General features: G+C 44.5%; 11 protein-coding genes. 6 read left to right on the forward strand and 5 right to left on the reverse strand.

Features of this window, described 5'->3' with window-relative positions:
* The first annotated feature begins 178 nt into the window (after positions 1-178).
* The 3 genes from ACE1CD_RS30205 (at position 179) to ACE1CD_RS30215 (ending at position 5615) form a co-directional block, all read left to right on the forward strand.
* Complete coding sequence (locus ACE1CD_RS30205) at positions 179-3166, forward strand: CHAT domain-containing protein (protein ID WP_374827118.1); 2988 nt, start codon at positions 179-181, stop codon at positions 3164-3166.
* Positions 3167-3272: 106 nt separating this feature from the next.
* Positions 3273-3863 carry a transposase gene (locus tag ACE1CD_RS30210; RefSeq protein WP_374827119.1) on the forward strand — a complete coding sequence of 197 codons (591 nt, stop codon included), beginning with the start codon at positions 3273-3275 and terminating at the stop codon, positions 3861-3863.
* Between the two features lie 201 nt (positions 3864-4064).
* The gene (locus ACE1CD_RS30215) at positions 4065-5615 is read left to right on the forward strand and encodes a hypothetical protein (RefSeq protein ID WP_374827120.1); all 1551 of its coding nucleotides are present in this window, start codon (positions 4065-4067) and stop codon (positions 5613-5615) included.
* Positions 5616-5724: 109 nt separating this feature from the next.
* Here the strand turns inward: ACE1CD_RS30215 and hcp are convergent, their stop codons facing one another.
* A complete protein-coding gene (gene hcp, locus ACE1CD_RS30220; RefSeq protein ID WP_374827121.1) occupies positions 5725-7359 on the reverse strand; it encodes a hydroxylamine reductase in 1635 nt (544 codons plus the stop codon).
* A gap of 290 nt (positions 7360-7649) precedes the next feature.
* Between hcp and ACE1CD_RS30225 the strand changes: the two genes are divergently transcribed.
* Positions 7650-8345, forward strand: a complete 696-nt coding sequence (locus ACE1CD_RS30225; RefSeq protein WP_374827122.1) for a Crp/Fnr family transcriptional regulator — start codon at positions 7650-7652, stop codon at positions 8343-8345.
* Between the two features lie 54 nt (positions 8346-8399).
* Here ACE1CD_RS30225 and ACE1CD_RS30230 read toward each other — a convergent pair whose 3' ends face one another.
* Positions 8400-10244 carry a TonB family protein gene (locus tag ACE1CD_RS30230; protein ID WP_374827123.1) on the reverse strand — a complete coding sequence of 615 codons (1845 nt, stop codon included), beginning with the start codon at positions 10242-10244 and terminating at the stop codon, positions 8400-8402.
* A gap of 310 nt (positions 10245-10554) precedes the next feature.
* On the opposite strand from ACE1CD_RS30230, the gene ACE1CD_RS30235 reads away from it, so the two are divergent.
* Positions 10555-11208: a MotA/TolQ/ExbB proton channel family protein gene (locus ACE1CD_RS30235; RefSeq protein WP_374827124.1), complete on the forward strand. Its 654-nt coding sequence runs from the start codon at positions 10555-10557 to the stop codon at positions 11206-11208.
* Positions 11192-11593: a biopolymer transporter ExbD gene (locus ACE1CD_RS30240; RefSeq protein WP_190475780.1), complete on the forward strand. Its 402-nt coding sequence runs from the start codon at positions 11192-11194 to the stop codon at positions 11591-11593. Before ACE1CD_RS30235 ends, ACE1CD_RS30240 begins: the two co-directional genes overlap by 17 nt.
* A 184-nt stretch (positions 11594-11777) precedes the next feature.
* On the opposite strand, the gene ACE1CD_RS30245 is transcribed toward ACE1CD_RS30240, so the two are convergent.
* The 3 genes from ACE1CD_RS30245 to ACE1CD_RS30255 all read right to left on the reverse strand — a co-directional run bounded on the left by ACE1CD_RS30245 (position 11778) and on the right by ACE1CD_RS30255 (position 17494).
* Entirely contained in the window at positions 11778-13070 is a 1293-nt protein-coding gene (locus tag ACE1CD_RS30245; RefSeq protein WP_374827125.1) for an MFS transporter, read from the reverse strand.
* A 14-nt stretch (positions 13071-13084) separates the two neighbouring features.
* A complete protein-coding gene (locus tag ACE1CD_RS30250; RefSeq protein WP_374827126.1) occupies positions 13085-14263 on the reverse strand; it encodes a PepSY-associated TM helix domain-containing protein in 1179 nt (392 codons plus the stop codon).
* Positions 14264-14701: 438 nt separating this feature from the next.
* Positions 14702-17494, reverse strand: coding sequence for a TonB-dependent siderophore receptor (locus tag ACE1CD_RS30255; RefSeq protein WP_374827127.1), 2793 nt, complete (start codon positions 17492-17494; stop codon positions 14702-14704).
* Between the last annotated feature and the right edge of the window lie 667 nt (positions 17495-18161).

Genomic DNA, 18161 nt, shown 5'->3' on the forward strand with positions numbered 1-18161 from the left:
CTCTTTAGCGGTAAAGGGTAATAACATACGTTTATAAGAGCGCTAAAGCGCAACTACATACATCTATAAGAGGGCTGAAGCCCAACAACATACCTCTATAAGAGCGCTAAAGCGCAACAACATACCTCTATAAGAGCGCTAAAGCGCAACAACGTACCTCTCCCACCCAACACCAAGCATGAACGAAGAACGCCAAAACGCCTATTACCAGCTAATTGAAGCACTGCTAAATTGTCCTAGCGGCGAAGAAGCAGAAATTTTGCAGGCACACCCAGATTTGCAGGATGCAGGTTTGGTGCAGGTAATGTTAGAAGTGGCTGATAATTTGAGAAGGGAAGGGAGTTTAAATAATGCTAATCGGTTGATGAATATCGCAGCAATGCTGCTGGGAGTATTTGACAATTCCTCAGCAGCAACCACCTCAAAAGCAGAAGCAGATAGACTTTTGAATCTAGGAATTGAGCAGTATAATAAAAGTCAATTTCGCGCTGCTTTGCAATCTTGGAGACAGTCATTAATTATTTATCGGAAAATCAGCGATCGTCAAGGTGAAGCAGCTTCTCTGGGGAATTTGGGACTTGCTTACTATTCCTTGGGACAATTCCAAGTAGCGAGCGAGTACCATCAGCAGCAACTAGCAATTTCACGAATAATAGTTGATTACAAAGGTGAAGCTAATTCTCTGCGTAATTTGGGGCTTGTTTACAATTCATTGGGACAATATCAACTAGCGATTAATTACCTTAAAGAGTCTGTAGAAACTGCTAAGGAAATAGAAGATAGTCAAGGTGAAGCTAATTCATTGGGTGGTTTAGGGCTTGCTTATTATTACTTAGCGAAATACCAACTAGCAATTGATTGCCATAAACAGCAACTAGAAATTGCACATCATATACAGGATCGCCAAGGTGAAGCTGTTTCATTGCGAAATTTGGGAATTGTTTTCGATGCCTTGGGGCAATACCAAGAAGCAATTAAGTATCAACTAAGGTCTGTCGCTATTGCACGCGAGCTAGAAGATCGTCAAGGTGAAGCTTCTTCATTAGGGAATTTGGGAAATGCCTACCATTATTTGGGGCAATACCAAAAAGCACTAGATTACCTTCAACAGACTTTAGCAATTTTACGCCAGATAGGGGATCGCCAACGTGAAGCTAATGCACTAGGCAGTTTAGGACATATTTTATATTCCTTGGGACAATACTCAGGAGCAATTGTTTACGAGCGGCAGTATTTAGAAATTGCGCGGGAAATAGGCGATCGGCAGGGGGAAGCTTTATCTCTAAACAATCTAGGCGGGACTTTACTCAAAACTAACCAACTCGCAGAAGCAGAAGAAACCCTTTATGCCTCAATGCGAATTTGGGAAACTCTGCGTTCTGAATTAACCAATTATGACCATAAAGTATCGATCTTTGAAACCCAAACACAAACATATCGCCTGTTACAACAAGTCTTAGTCGCCCAAAATAAATTTGATACTGCCTTAGAAATATCCGAACGGGGACGTACCCGTGCCTTCGTGGAATTATTAACAAAAACCTTATTCACCACAAATATAGAAGCGAGTTTAGCAGAAAATATTAAACAAGAACAGATAACTTCTCAACAAAACCCGCCCGTACAAACTAACGTTAATCTATCCTCTGCCCAAATTCAACAAATTGCCCAATCCCAAAAAGCCACAATCATCGAATATTCAATTGTTACTGAAGACATTTACATTTGGGTAATTCTACCCAACGGAGAAATCGCCTTTCGTCGCGCCAACCTCGAACCCCTCCAACAACTAAACCAAAGCCTCGCCAACTTAGAATCAATCATCCTCAAATCTCGCGTTTCCATTGGCATAGAAGAAAAAGATGCAGAGGGACAAAAAATTCAACTCGAAACCGAATTTAAACGCGATAACCAAGGGCGATATCCATTATTACAACTCCTCTATGAAATCCTCATTTCTCCCATCGCCGACTTACTCCCCCAACACCCCAATGCCAAAGTTATCTTCATCCCCCATTACCAATTATTTCTAGTTCCCTTTCATGCCCTGCAAAACCCCGCAGATGGCAGCTACTTAATAGAAAATCATACCATCCTCACCGCCCCTTCCATCCAAGTATTAAACCTCACCCATCAGCACCACCAAAATATTCGCGGATTAAAGCAAGCAGCGTTAGTAGTAGGCGATCCAATGATTGCCCCAAAATTCAGACAAGAACCCTATAATCTCAAACCCATTCCCGCAGCAAAAGAAGCCGCAGAACAAATTGCAGCCCTTTTGGAAACGGAAGCAATTACCGGAGAAAAAGCAACCAAAGCAGTAGTCTTGGCTCGCATTTTAGGCGTGCGAATCGCCCATATTTCCGCCCACGGACTGTTAGATGATTTCGGAGAATCAGGCATCCCTGGTGCGATTATTTTAGCACCCGCTTCCGCCACCGATGATGGTGCAATTAGGGCAAGAGATATTCTCGCCTTAAAACTGAATTCCGAAATCGTAGTTTTGAGTGCTTGCAGTACGGGAAAAGGTAAAATAACGGGAGATGGGATCATCGGACTTTCCCGTTGCTTCATCCTCGCAGGCGTTCCCAGCGTCATCGTTTCCCTGTGGAACATGGGCGCACTTTCCGCCAAATTACTGATGACTGAATTCTATCAAAATTTGGAAAAGGGAATGGATCGAGCCGCCGCTTTGCGGGATGCTATGCTAAGGACAAAAGCGCGATTTTCCCGTCCCGCAGATTGGGCAGCATTTACCTTAATTGGTGAAACAGAAAGTTTATCGATTGAAACCCAAAAAGTTGAACAAAAGGAACTGACTATGCCATTTTCACCAGAAAGCACCCCGAAAGAAATTATCGATGCTTTTAACAATTTATATGATACTTCAGATTTGTTTGATAATCATAGAGAAGCATTAACAGAATTGACTGTTGCACCGAATGAAAGCACGAAGGAAATTGCCAAAAAGATAGAAGCGTGGTGTGAAGATAAACCATTGATTAAAGAAAATATGGATAACGAATTATGTCAAATGGGCGCAGGGGGGACGGATAGTAAAGCGGATGAGGAAGTTGTGAGGGATTTTAATGATAGGTTGATTGAAAATAGGACGAGGTTAGGTTCGCCTTCATCGTCATCACCAGCAACAAAAGATAAGAATTAGGTACGTTGTTGGGCTTTAGCCCCCAAGAGCGCTGAAGCGCAACAACGTACCTAAGAGCGCTGAAGCGCAACAACGTACCTTTACCTTTACCTACTACCAAATAATTATGTACGAATATCGAAAATTAACACCGGAACAACGGGTTGAACTTGTTAAGGAAAGGTTGGCTAAGGGATTTCCTCCTCATTCTCCACCTCATCCAGTTCAAGATGCTCAATTTTACCATATTACAGTTGGTTGTTTTGAGCATCAAGCTAGGATTAATACTCAGGAACGCCGTCACCAAATTTTAGATTTAATATTCGATAAGTTTATTTCAGATGGTATACAAATTGATGCTTGGGTGGTTTTACCAAATCATTACCATCTGTTAGTGCGTAATATTAATACGTTACGGTTAAGTGTGTTATTTCGTTCCATTCATGGGCCATTAGCTAGGCAATGGAATCTGGAGGATAATCTTACAGGTAAAGTTTGGCATTCGTTTAGCGATCGAGCAATTCGATCGGAAAGGCATTATTATACAACTATTAATTATATTCACTACAATCCGGTTAAGCATGGTTGGGCAAGATCTCCTTATGATTGGTCAGCGAGTAGCGTACATTGGTATTTGGAGTATCAAGGGAGAGAGTGGTTAAGAAGTACGTGGGTAGAATATCCGGTGAAAGATTATGGAAAAGGTTGGGATGATTAATATTCAGGTACGTTGTTGCGCTTCAGCGCTCTTAGGAGGTATGTTGTTGCGCTTCAGCGCTCTTGGGGGCTAAAGCCCAACAACGTACCTAAGAAAGAGGGGCTAAAGCCCAACAACATACCTAAAAAGAGGGGCTCAAGCCCAACTACGTACCTAGAAAGAGGGGCTCAAGCCCAACTACGTACCTAATTACAAGATAATATGAACGAAGAATATAAAATTAGAAAGAGTAGCGTTACCGTTTATCCTTTTCATCTGCGTGATGATTTCGATTTGGGTTTCCAATCACCCGCGCAAAATGTCTCCCAATTGTGGGATAATCTGGCTGATAATGTCGGAAATAAATTAAATATTCCTGAATTAGAATCTCTGCAAAATCATCTGATTTGCTACGAAAATGGTAATTATAAGCAAGAGAAAGAAAAAGGGAATTACCAAGAATTAACAAAAGATGGCCAAACTCTGAAATTTCAGGAAATATCTCTACCCGATCATCTAATTCTCAACGGTTCTATCCTTCCTTTACGCATTCACGATACTTACGCTGCTGACTTAACTCTCTCTTATCAAAATCTGACTGTTTCCCTAGATAAACTAAAACTATTAAATCCCGATGGTTGCTTGTTACCGAATCAAATTCAAGCTTCTCTCGGCCAAACTATCTTGCTTTATGCCGAGCCAGTAGTGTATGATGATTATCGGAAACTTGCCGATAATTGTCTGAAAGCTTTTTTACAGGATAAATTTCAACCAGCACCGAAATTCGTCGCCGAAGGTAAGTTATTTGGTAGCCCGATTTTTGAATATGATAATCGTAATATAAACCCAGCCGATCGCTGTCACGTTTTAGTATGGTTGAAACGCCATCCCGATACGTTGAATCAAGCAACCGCAAAATTTAACTATTATTTACTAAATCTACTCTGTTCGCGTGCTAAAATAGTATTTGCCTATCATAAATCGCGGGAGTGGTATGAAGAGGCGCAAGGCATCGCCAGCGATATCGAAAAACAGATTCCCGAATTTACCCGCATCGAAAATGAACCAAATCCCGAAAATAGATTAAGCCAATTAAAGGAATTACTAGCGCGAATCAGGACAAAAGTTTTCGATTACTCGCGCTGTTTGCGAAATTTGAGTGAATATCACAATACGATTGTAAATAATACTGAAAACTACAAGGAAGCTTTAGCGGAAATTCAAAGTTTGACATTAGAAGAAGATAACCTGAAATTTTGGCAAAATTTTCTCGATTTGGCCGAAAATAAATATCAGCAACAAATTAAAGCAGATTTGGGTTATCTGTTTCCGAGTCAAGAATTGTTCCGAGAAATGATATCGACAATTCGCGGAATGGTGGAAATTGAACAGGTGGAAAGCGACAGAAGATGGCAGGAGGATGAGAACAGAAGGGAACGAGAATGGCAGGAAAACTTAGCGAAACAGGAAGCAGCAGAAAGAGAAAAAGAACGGCAAGCTGAGAAACAAGCGGAAAACCGAGAACAGAGCGAAAAAGAACGGGAAGAAAAACTCCAAGACCTCATCTTTTTCTTCGGTACTGCTGTAGGCGCAGGTGGCATATTTTGTAGCAGTTACGCACTTACTACCAGTATACCAATTCAATGGCGACCCGATTTTTCTTTGCCAATTCATCCCTTTATTTGGTCGATTTTCTGGAGTATTGTTTTCGGTCTAGCATTTGGTGCGTTAATATGGATTATTCTCGTACTGCTACGAAAAATATTTAAATAAACGTCTGTACACTCGGTCAATATAAAAGGGGCGATCGCACCGTATTCCGGAGCGAATTTGCCTTAAAAAGGGTTTGATTTGGGTGGGTTTTATTTCCCACCCAACTAATTTAGCCAAGACAGGCGGCTAAATCTTGTTCTGGTGTAGCAATCAGTTTCAAATTGAACTTTTCTGACAAGATTTTCACAACATTAGGTGTGAAGAACGCCGGCAGTGTTGGGCCGATGCGGATATTTTGAATGCCCAAATAAAGCAGGGTCAACAAAACTGCGATCGCTTTCTGTTCGTACCAAGACAGCACTAACGATAGAGGCAGTTGGTTAACATTAATACCAAAGGCATTTGCCAAAGCTACTGCAACTTGAATCGCCGAATAAGCATCATTGCATTGTCCCATATCCAGTAAGCGCGGAATACCGCCAATTTCACCCAGATGTTTGTCAAAGAAGCGGAACTTACCACAACCTAATGTCAGAACGATACAATCATCGGGTATCTTTTCTACTAATTCCGTGTAATAATTGCGACCCGGCTTGGCACCATCGCAGCCACCCACTAAGAAGAAGTGACGAATTTTACCTTGCTTCACGCCATCAATTACCGTATCGGCTACACTTAGCACCGTATTGCGAGCAAAGCCTACTGTCACCGTACCTCGATCGCACTCTTCTTGAAATCCCGGTAGTTCTTGGGCTGTCTGGATAATTGGCGAAATGTCGCGAATGCTGGTATGTTTCAAACCGGGATAACCCACTGGCCCCAAAGTAAACACGCGGTCTTTGTAAGATTCGTGGGGTGGCATCAGGCAATTCGTCGTCATGACGATCGCACCTGGGAAGCTTTCAAATTCGTGTGTTTGATTTTGCCATGCCGTACCGTAATGTCCGTAAAGATGCGGATAAGTTTGTTTGAGTTTCGGATAACCGTGTGCGGGTAGCAATTCGCCGTGAGTGTAAACTTTAATACCCGTTCCTGCTGTTTGCTCTAGGATGGCTTTCAAATCTCGTAAATCGTGTCCCGATACCAGAATCGCCTTGCCAATTGTGGTGCCCAAAGTTACAACGGTAGGAGTGGGATGTCCGAAAGTTTCCGTATTTCCAGCATCCAGCAGCGCCATTGCTTTCAGATTCATCTCTCCCACTTTGAGCGCCAAATCGAGCCATTCTGGGAGAGTTTTATCTACTGCATCGAGATTCGCCAACACTTCATGGAAAAAGCGATCGAGGTCTCGATCGTGCTGACCGAGTTCTGACGCATGGAAGGCATAGGCAGCAAGGCCCTTAAGCCCGTATAATACAGTCAGCTTGAGCGAGAAAATATCGACATTTTTAGCAGAATGACTGATAAACTCAAATTCTAGTTCTCTTCCTTGTCCAATTTGTTCTTTCGGCTCGCCAGCAGGTTGGAAAGTTGCGATCGCAGACTCAACAACAACGTTACCTGTAGCTTGGATTTGCAACTTCAGACTTTCGCGCAATGCGATCGCACGATTGACAAATGCCACAAAATCAACTGGATCGAAATTTACATTCGTCAGCGTGGAGAACAACATCTCCATTGTGAACTCATCCGCCTCGCGAGTGTCTATTCCCAAGGATTTGGCTTGCAGCGCCACTTGCGATAGTCCCCGCAAGCAATGTACCAACAAATCTTGCAACGCATCGACTTCAGGACTTTTACCGCAGGCTCCCCACTGATGACACACATCGCCACGGGTTGTTTGTTCGCATTGGTTACAGTACATATGTCGTTACTCCTGTGTTCTTATCTCTAGCCTATTGGGATTCCTCAAGCCGATCCTTGACTTAAGTCAAAAGTAGTTATAATGTTTGGTAAAGTTTTGTTTCTAGGGGTTATATCTTGTCCGGTTGCATTGTAGGTATATAAATGATGCGAAAGATTATCTGTGGGAATGACGGGTTAAATTTTTACCGCAGATGTAGGCAGATAAACGCAGATAAACGCAGATAAGACAGCGATTTTTCGGCAACCGATGTTAGCGGAGATAATATTACACAAGTTTCACTAGCAGCTATGACTATTAGCGAACGTATTTTAGAAGTCAAACAGTTTTTGAAACAGACGCCGATTTTTCTGGATGTAACTGATGAGCAATTGGCTGCTTTAGCGAATATAGGAATTTTCCAGAGTTATAAAAAAGGGGAAACGCTATTTTGGGAGGGAGATGAAGGAACTGGATTTTTTATCGTCAAATCGGGACGCATCAAGGTTTTTAAAGTGGCGAGCGCTGGGAAAGAACAAATTTTGCATATTTTCGGCGCTGACGAACATTTTGCAGAAGTACCTGCTTTCGATGGCGGTCATTTTCCTGCATCGGCTGCTGCACTGGAAAATTCAGAAGTTGTATTTATTCCTAGAGCCGCTTTTTTGATGGTTTTGCAGCAACATCCGACACTGGCGATCGCAATGTTGGGAACTTTTGCCCGACACTTGCGACGATTGGCGCATTTAGTCGATACTCTTTCTTTTAAAGAAGTGCCCGAACGGTTAGCAAATTATTTGTTAAATTTGAGCGATCGCAATAACAAAGCTGATGTCGTCGAATTGGATTTACCGAAAGGACAACTGGCTGCACTGTTGGGAACTATTCCAGAAACGCTCTCTCGCGCCTTTTATAAACTCAGTCAAGAAGGAGCGATCGAGGTCGATGGGACGACCGTGCGATTGTGCGATCGCGATCGACTCTCCCAGCGAGGACAGCATAAATAAGGGGAGCGGGGGAGTTTTAACTATCCAAAATCGAAAATCTTTGCATCGGATGACTTATCTTGGCTCAATCCCTTGTTCGCTTTCTTTTTGTTGCTGTTCCGCCAGATCCCGTTCTGTTTGTTCCGCCAGATCCCGTTGTCTTTCTAACTGACGTTGCTGTTGAACAGCTTGACGCTGCAACTGCGATCCGCGTCTGACAAAGGGAACCTGTGCTGGCACTTGTTGTCCGTTTTCTGATGTTGCAAACTTCCACTTGTCCTTGATTGTTTCTCTTGCAGCTTCATCAAGTACGGGATGACCGCTGCTTTTAACAATATCTACATTTGTGACATCGCCATTTCTATCAACATCTATCATAACTACAGCGATGCCTTCTAGGTTTTCAGCACCGGCGGGGTACCTTGGCGGCGGACATTTACGACAAAGCACGCGATTAGAAGATGAGTTTCTTCTAGAACGTTGTCTATTTTCTGAAGCATTTTCCGGTCTGGAATTTCTCGGCCCTGTGGCTACTGTGGAGTCAGTGTTTGGTTTATTGTCATTACTATTGTTGGGTTCAGTGCCATTTTGCGATCGATCGCCAGTACCATTGCCAGATTCTTGTTTGGAATCGCCAGCGCTATTGTTTAAACCCGTTCCATTCCCGGGTCGATCGCTCGTGCCGGTTCCATTCCCAGATCGATCGCCAGAGTTATTGTTTAAACCCCTTCCATTCCCAGATCGATCGCTCGTGCTGGAATTCATACTGTTGCGATCGCTCGATCCCCCACTATTATTTAGCGAACCTAAACTATTTTCTAAACTTTCTTGACTGGTTCTAGCACTGGTTTGGTCTGGAAAAGTATTTCTGGAGCGATCGGAAACTTGTCGTCCATCCTCAGATCGCTCCCTTGGTGCAACTCGCCTTTCATTTTGTACCGGTCTCCTAGCAGTCTCAGGGATCTGAGGAGTTCGCGTTGTTTCTGGAGTAGAGGTTGGCGTCGGTGATGGCGTACTGACCGACCTGGGTTTCTCAGTCACAGTCGGAGATGGCGTTGGTTGTGGTTCTGGTGGCGGTGTCCACATCGGTTGCGGTGGGATACTAGCAACTGGCGTCGGTTCTGGTGCCGGCGTTTTCGATGGTGTTGGTGTCGGTTCTGGTTTTGGTGGGATGCTAGCAACTGGCGTCGGTTCTGGTGCCGGCGTTTTTAATGGCGTTGGCGTCGATTCCGGTTCCGGTGTTTTCAACGGCGTTGGTTCTGGTTGTGGTTCTGGTGGCGGTGTCCACATCGGTTGCGGTGGGATGCTAGCAACTGGTGTCGGTTCTGGTGGTGGTGTCCAGATCCGTTGCGGCGGGATGCTAGCAACTGGTGTCGGTTCTGGTGGCGGTGTCCACATCGGTTGCGGCGGGATGCTAGCAACTGGCGCTGGCTGTAGTTTTAGCGGAGTGCTAAGAACTGGAGGTTCCAGAGGTTTGGGTAGCTCCCGTGGAGAGGGCGCTAAAGTGGCAACTGGTTGCCGGATGGCAGGGATTTCAGGCAGATTCGGCTGTTTGCCAGAAAAAATCGCCGGTTCTTTCAGGGCGATGTCTGACTGGGAACCGATTGACCCAGATGATGGTGCCGATGAACTACCGGCTGTGCCACCTGCTTGGGAACTGCCGCTAGAGCTACTTTCTGCTTTTGGTTCTGCTTTGAGTTGAGTGTTCTCTTCCGGTTTGACAACTGCCTCGGTAGGCGAATCCACCATCACCACTTCGATCGGGTCTTCTGGCACTTCTGCCGCACTAACCCAAAAATTGCTGAGGCTCAGCACGGCTATATGCAGTACCAAGGAACCGATCGAACTAAAGGTTAGAAAAGACCTCAGCTCCTCCTCTTCTCTTTGTCGCTGCTGTAGAGCGATCCTGGAAAGACTCATCTTTTATTGCAAATAATTTGCACTTGTCTTAAGTGAAGGTAAGACTATTCAAGAATTTTGTCAAGTTTGCAAAAGATATATTTTTTTACTACTAAGCTGCAATAGCATGAAATATAAAAGGTTTTTCTAAAAATAAAATAAAACTTAACGAAAATCTTTACTATTAAGCAGAAATTTTAGTGTCATTAAAGTTTAGGAAAGACTTGACAACTATTCTCATTAGAGATAATCTCTCATGAGGACGTTAGGTTTACCAGCAGAATTCGCTGGCAAGCAGGAATCGCCTTGTAGATTGGCGTAGAGGCTTTAAATGGGAATAAGTAAACTTTTTGCGGATGGCGGCTTAGTCATGTGGCCGCTGCTAGCCTTTTCAGTAGTAGCGGTGGCGTTAATTGCAGAGCGTATAGCTTTTTGGTTTCGCATCAACCAAAGGCAGAATCGGGTAGTGCGAGACGTATTTGCGCTGTACCGTCGAGATAACGTTGTTGGTGCGATCGATCGACTCAAACAAAATGCCGATTTGCCGATCGCACGAATTTTTCTGGCTGCTTTGGAACTAGAAGATCCGACTCCAGAAGAATTTCGATTAGCGTTGGAAAGCGAATCGCAAGCAGAAATACCCATATTGAAGCGGTTTAACAACGTTTTTGATACCATAATCAGTCTTTCTCCCTTGTTCGGACTCTTAGGCACCGTCTTGGGACTCATCACTTCATTTAGCTCCCTGAATCTGGGTGATGTGGGCGGGAGTAAAACATCTGGTGTCACGGCTGGAATCAGCGAAGCCCTCGTTTCGACAGCATCGGGATTGGTAGTCGCCATCTTTACCCTGATGTTTGCCAACACATTTCGAGGACTTTACCTCCGCCAAATTGCGCGGATTCAGGAATATGGCGGACAGCTGGAACTGCTTTATCGCCGTCGCTACGAACGAGGAGAAAAAACTTATGCGTCTACCCGATGAACCGGATATACCGCCCCAAATCAACATCGTGCCGATGATCGATGTTGTATTTGCGATTTTGACCTTTTTTGTAATGTCTTCCCTGTTTTTGACTCGTTCGGAAGGATTATCGGTGAATTTGCCTTCTGCTGCGACCGGAAAAAGCCAGCCTCCAGCTCAAGTGACGGTGACAGTTGACGAACAAGGGCGATTGGCGCTAAATCGGGAACCCATCGAGCTGGAGGCGCTGGAAAACGCAGTGCGCCAGCAGATCAAACCCAATCAGCCTTTACTTGTGGTGTTGAATGCAGATAAAGCGGTCAATCACGGTCAAGTAGTACAGGTTATGGATCGATTGCGGCGAGTTGAAGGTGCAAAATTAGCGATCGCAACGCAAAAGCCCTAGAGTGGGGGCAGGGGGGCAGGGGGGCAGGGGGGCAGGGGGGCAGGGGGGCAGGGGAGAAAGAGAGCTTGATGATTTTTTCCCAATTTCACCGTTGTGATACGGTCAATTAATATCAAATAGTTTTTTCTCACTACGATGAATTAGCCCTGCCTGGGGGAGTGGGAGTAAAAATTTTTTGTGTGGGCTACTCGACATCGGAATCGGGTGTTATCGTTTCCACATCTCGCAATCGACGGGAAGTATACCCAATTAAACCGATCGCCAACAAACAAATCGAACTGATAACATACAAAAGTGCCATCCCAGCACCAGTTGCAGTGCCGAATATACTGCCAAAAACGGCAGCGAGACTACCTCCCGGCTTCATAGCTGGCTCAAAAACATAATCTGCCAAAGGCCCAGCTACACAATAGCCTAATGTTGATGCGATCGAGACACTCATAGAACGAATGGCAAAAACGCGCCCTTGCACTTGAGGCTTAACCTTAGCTAACCAGATAGCATCGCTGCAACTACCAAGCATAGGGAAATTGATCGACGAACAAAATTGTGCCGGAATCCAGATCCATAATATCTGGGCAAATCCAAACACCATTTTGCTCATTCCTACTGCGATCGTACCCAACAAAAATCCGTGTATCCGCCGCTTGGGGCCACCCAAAGTACTCATAAGCAACGCCCCCACAACGCCACTACCTCCGGCGACTGAAGCTACAGTAGCTAATACCCTGGCGTCGTTACCAGTGCGTGCCAAAATCATGGGTGCATAAAGTGAAGCACCAAAGTCATGGGCAAACCAAAATAAAGATATAAATACCAACATAGCTAGCAGGCTGGGTCGTGCGACAATGTAGCGCCAGCCAAACCAAATTTCTTTGTAGATATTTGGGTGAGTGAAGCTTTCGGTTTCTGTAATAGTAGGTTGGGGGATGGGTGTTAGTAGCAAAGTAGCGATCGCGATCGCAAAAGTAGCAATATCGATGATTACAATACCCATAAAGCCGATAGTTGGATAGAAAGTACCAGAAGCAGCCGGTGCGACAATACTGGAACCGTAACTTGCCAAAAAGCTGATACTGCTAGCGCGACTGTACTGCTGTTTTGGCACCATAGTTGATATGGCTGCTAAATATGCCAGTTCTTGGATTTCCTCAAAAGAGCCGTTGATAGTAGCAGTTACGTACAGATGCCAGATTTGCAGATTGCCGGTGAGATATAGTAGTAAGATCGCGATCGCAGATAGACCCGCAACCGTATCGCCAACCATCATCAGCACTTTCCGGTTAAAGCGATCGACAATTACTCCCGCAAACGGCGCTATCAATATGCGCGGTAGTTGGTTAAACAAACCAAATAAAGCTAATGCTGTGGCGTGACCTGTAATTTCCCACGCCCAGATAGTCATGGCAAAGCTAGTCATTTGGCTACCAATAATAGAAGCCGTTTGACCGCTCCAAACTAAAATAAATTTTCGCATTGGGAAAGCCAAAATCAAAACCAAGGCCATTCATTAACCCAGAAGTAATCTTCTTCGGGGTATCGTTTAGTTTTTTGAGTTACTTTCATTGCGGCTTGACGACGAGCGATCGACCACTGACGGTGACGCCACAAAACAAAGCCGGTGATAAACAATCCTGTGGGTGCTAAACCTACCAATACATAGATAATTCGCATTCCCAAGCCACCATAACTACCGATATGTAAAGGGTAAAGAGAATACACGATCTTAGTTGCTAAAGGGCCTTTATGAGCGGTGTTAACTCGCCAAACTTTACCCGTATATTGGTCAACATAAATCTGGCTATCGCTACTGGCACTACTCAGGGAAGTGTCCTGAGAAAACCTTTTCCCGACTCTATACAAACCTGTAGAATCTGCTGGGATATTGACCCAAATTGTTTGAGCTACTGGTAAAGCTTGATTGGCATTCTCCAAGATGCGATCGACTGGCAAAGTTTGTCGATCGGCAGCCGGATTAGATTTGGTAGGAACAACAGGTAATGAAGTGGATGTGAGCGCGTAAACAGCTTGTTCAAACTGAGAGAAAAAGCTCATCGCTACCCCAGTAGATACAATCAGGAGGAGAAAAGCAACCGACAGCATACCCAATACTTTGTGGATATCGTAATTGAGCAATTTTGAGGGAGCTTTCCACCTAATCTTAAATCCTTGCATAAATTTCTGCCATCCAGTCCACAGGACAAGTCCGCTTACGCATAATACTAACAACAGCATCCCGCAGATACCTACAACTACCGAGCCTATTTCGCCTGCCAGAAAGTTTATGTGTAATTCTACCAAAAAATTCATCAGAGTTTTTTCTTTCAGGCGCGAACCGAGGATAGATCCATTGTAGGGATTGACGTAAACAAAAACCACCTGTTTGTCCTTAGATTCGCTCCATACTCTGTAAACAGCAGTAGGATTTTGCGGAATATCGATCGATTCGATTTTCAGATTTGGATAAACAGAATTAACTCGATTTACTACATATTCTAAAGATACCCGCTCTGGTTGGGGGACTACTTGTAATAACTGCGGGTTGAGGAAGCGATCGATTTCATTGCCAAATACCAACAAACTGCCAGTCAAGCAGATGGCAATTAGCAATATTCCGACAGTTATACCGATATATCGGTGCAGAACTAACGCCAGTTTGCGTAATTTCATATCGAAACTCCGTTGTGAGACTTGGGACACCAGAGATATAGCTACAGACTGGGGAAAAAGGGAGAAGAAAAATTACGTAAATGATATTGTGTCGGCTTGCATCGATAGTACATGAGTGATGCGAAAAATTGTCTGTTGGAATTGAGGGTTAAATTTTTACCGCAGATGACAACAGATGAACGCAGATTAACGCAGATAAGAGAGTTTTTTTAGGGAATCGATGCTACTGGACATGATATGGCACATTAAACAAATGTATGTTGTTGCGCTGTTTTCGCTAAAGCGGAACAACATAACTAAAAATCAGCCTTGGTTTTGTGTCACTTGCGTAAATCCTATATACTCCATCCGATTCATCTGCGTTTATCTGCGTTTATCTGCGTTTATCTGCTTACATCTGCGGTAAAAAAAAACAAAGATTTGGATTTCCGCAAAATGTCAAAACTCCAAACCAATTGTCGCTTGCACCGTCAAAGGCGCACCAGGGAAAACGCGCAGAGACCCATTAGAAGCCTCATAATATCTAATGTCAAACAAATTCTTGACATTCAAACCGACTTTAAAGTTATCTCTTCTGTAGTAAAGAGCGGCATCGGTGCGAAAATAATCCGGCAGATAAAAACTATTGTCAAGATCTCCCGCACGTTCTCCTACATAGAAGAAACCCAAACCAAAACCCAAACCGCGCAGATTCCCTGTTTGAATTTCATAAGTTGCAAACAAACCAGCGCTATGTTTCGGGACGTTATCGAGTCGATTGCCAACTGGCAAGGCATTGTCTTCAGTAATGCTGGCATCTGTATAAGCGTAAGAAGCAATTACTTTCAATCCAGGCAAAACTTCACCACTTACATCTAACTCCACACCCCGACTTCTTTGTTCGCCTGTTTGGATGGAAAAGTTAGGATCTCTGGGATCTGGAGTGAGAACGTTTTGGCGAGTCAACTGGTAAATTGCAAATGTGGAAGAAAGTCGGCCATCTAAAAGATCCGCTTTGACGCCTACTTCATACTGAGTGCCTGTTTCCGGCTTAAATAATTCATTATTGAAGCCTGTCCCGATCGTAGGATTAAAAGAACGGCTGAAGCTGGCGTAGAGAGAAATCGGTTCGATCGGCTGATATACAATACCTACCCGTGGGCTGAATGAGTCTTCCGATTGTTTTGTTTCTGTATTGGCTAATTTATCGGTTAGCTGCTGTTCGTAGAAGTCAAAACGTCCGCCCAATATCAATTTAAATTTATCGAAAATCGATATTTGATCTTGGACGTAAAAGCCTGCCGATCGCGTCAGGGTAGCATTATCAAGACTGAAGGTAATATCGCCGTTAGGAGAGCCATACACCGGGTTAAAAAGATCGAGCGGTGCAATATCCCCAATGTCGAATTTATTTTTGTAGTTGTTTTCCCTAAATAGCTCTACCCCAACGAGTAACTTATGATCGATCGGCCCTGTGGAAAAGTTACCGATTAAATCAGTTGCCATTATCTCGTTATCTGTACCGCTACTGCCTGTAGAGTAACCGCGAGTGAGAGTTCGGTTATCCGCTTCCAGGTTACTGGGGAAAAAGCTATCTTGCTCGTAGGAATACAGCGTCACCCGGAAACTATTTCGCAACGACCAATTTTCGCTGAAGCGATGCTCTACGTTGTATCCGAGTCGGTTAGCGTTATTATCGATAAAATCTCGATTGGGTTCGGCGATATTGCGTTCGATCGGGATCTTGCCATTGGGGTTGGGAAGTACTGTACCTACGGCTGGCAAACCGCGATAGTTAGGAAAGCTCGATCGAATAAACTCTCCTTCTAGCGTTAGCTTTGTATCTTCGCTAATATCCCAACTGACTACAGGCGCAACAAATAAGCGCTCAATTTCCGTAAAATCAACGAAGGTATTTGAATTTTCGTAAGAAGCATTCAATCGATACAGGGAATTTTGGCTGCGGTTGAGCGGGCCAGTCAAATCTATGGCTCCGCGATAAAAGCTAAAATTTCCAATGCTAAATTCAGCAGCATAAAAAGGATTGGGTAGCGGTCTTTTTGTGACTACGTTGATGACACCGCCAGGACTGCCTTGACCGAACAAAACTGATGCTGGGCCTTTGAGGACTTCTAATCTTTCCAGGTTTGCGGTTTCAGATGGAATCTGAGTGTTACTGGAATCCCTTAAACCATTCCGGAGAATATTTGTGCTTTCAAAACCTCTAATATTAAAGGTTTCAAATGTGGTAATGGATGAACTCGTGGGATTGACGCCACTGGTGCTTCTGACTGCTTCTTCTACGCGGGTGACTTGTCGATCCTCCAGTACCTGCTGGGGAACAACCTGAACTGCTTGGGGAACGTCCCGCAATGGGGTATTTGTCCTAGTTCCCGCACTTGCAGAAGGCGCTCGATATCCTGTTTCGTCTGCTTCAGCGATCACAATCAGTTCAATTGGTCTTTCTCTGGGAGGTTGAACTGTTGGAGAAGTCGATCGATTTGGTTGCACTTGATTGACCGGTTCTCGTGTTGGAGAAGTCGGCTGGGTTGGTTGAACTTGAGTGACCGGTTCTCGTGTTGGAGAAGTCGGTTGGGTTGGTTGAATTTGAGTGACCGGTTCTCGTGTTGGAGAAGTCGGCTGGGTTGGTTGCACTTGAGTGACCGGTTCTCGTGTTGGAGAAGTCGGCTGGGTTGGTTGAACTTGAGTGACCGGTTCTCGTGTTGGAGAAGTCGGCTGAGTTGGTTGCACTTGAGTGACCGGTTCTCGTGTTGGAGAAGTCGGCTGGGTTGGTTGCACTTGAGTGACCGGTTCTCGTGTTGGAGAAGTCGGTTGAGTTGCTGTACCGGATGCAGTACTCAAACTGACAACCAAACCCCGATTTTGGGAAGTCACTTGTGCGGTGGGTACGTCCGCCTCCCCGATAACTTTAACCCTGATACTGTTGGTATCCAGCCGGGTAACTTCTATCGATCGAATTCCCGGTGCGGGATTGTCTTGGCGAAAGGAATCGCCTTGTGGCAAACGCAGTTGAGCGGTAATAATATCGGCAAAAAAGGTTTCGCCATACTTGCCGGTGAAGGCTTGCAGCGGTTTGCCATCGATCGTTTCTAAGATGACCTCAATGCCACTGGACGTTGGGTTGAGCTTTACGGCTGTTACTTGCGCGATTTGCGCCTTTGTAGGCGTGGCGACTAACACCGATACAGCTCCTGCAAACCCAAGCGCATTGAGGAATTGCAGTTGTTTCACTCAAATCTCCTCACAGACAACGAGCGGATCGGATAGCGCTCTACTGCACAGCGCAGGCTATGCTGCACCGTGCCAGAATAGTCGCGCTACCAACTAAACAGGAATAATTCTTAATTAATTAAGCTTTGCTATTTGCTAATTAATTTCAATTAAATGCAACAGATATTCATTAAGCAGCAAGGTGTGTACTTTGTCAAGGCTCCTCATCCCGGAATTGGAATTCATCGGATTTGCATCTAGAATCCGAATAAATCTCCCTAAAGATAGATTGTTTATCTGAGTAAAGTCTAATATAGACAAGAATTTTGGGTATCCCGTTTTCGGAAGCGACGCTGGCTTGTCTATCTGGCTGGCGATCGCTCTCGTTGCCTTTAATTTCGCTTTCACATTAGCTTTACTTATCTAAAAGCTCAAAATCATTTGCAAATATTTTGCATAACTACTTGCTAATAACTGAGAATATTGCTTATGCTTAGTGAGAATTAATTGCAAATAATTGCAAAAGCTTGAAGTAGTTGCTGAGAGGTATGTTGTTGCGCTTTAGCGTTAGGCTGCGGTTTCTGACCCGTTGGTGATGTGCAAAAAATTTCTCCGCGTCCTGGAGTCCGAAGCGTCACTCAAGCAACAAATGTCGATCGCACCCGCGAAGACAGCGCCACAACGTACC

This window comes from Aerosakkonema sp. BLCC-F183 (assembly GCF_041929145.1).
In the GTDB taxonomy this organism is placed as follows: Bacteria; Cyanobacteriota; Cyanobacteriia; order Cyanobacteriales; family Aerosakkonemataceae; genus Aerosakkonema.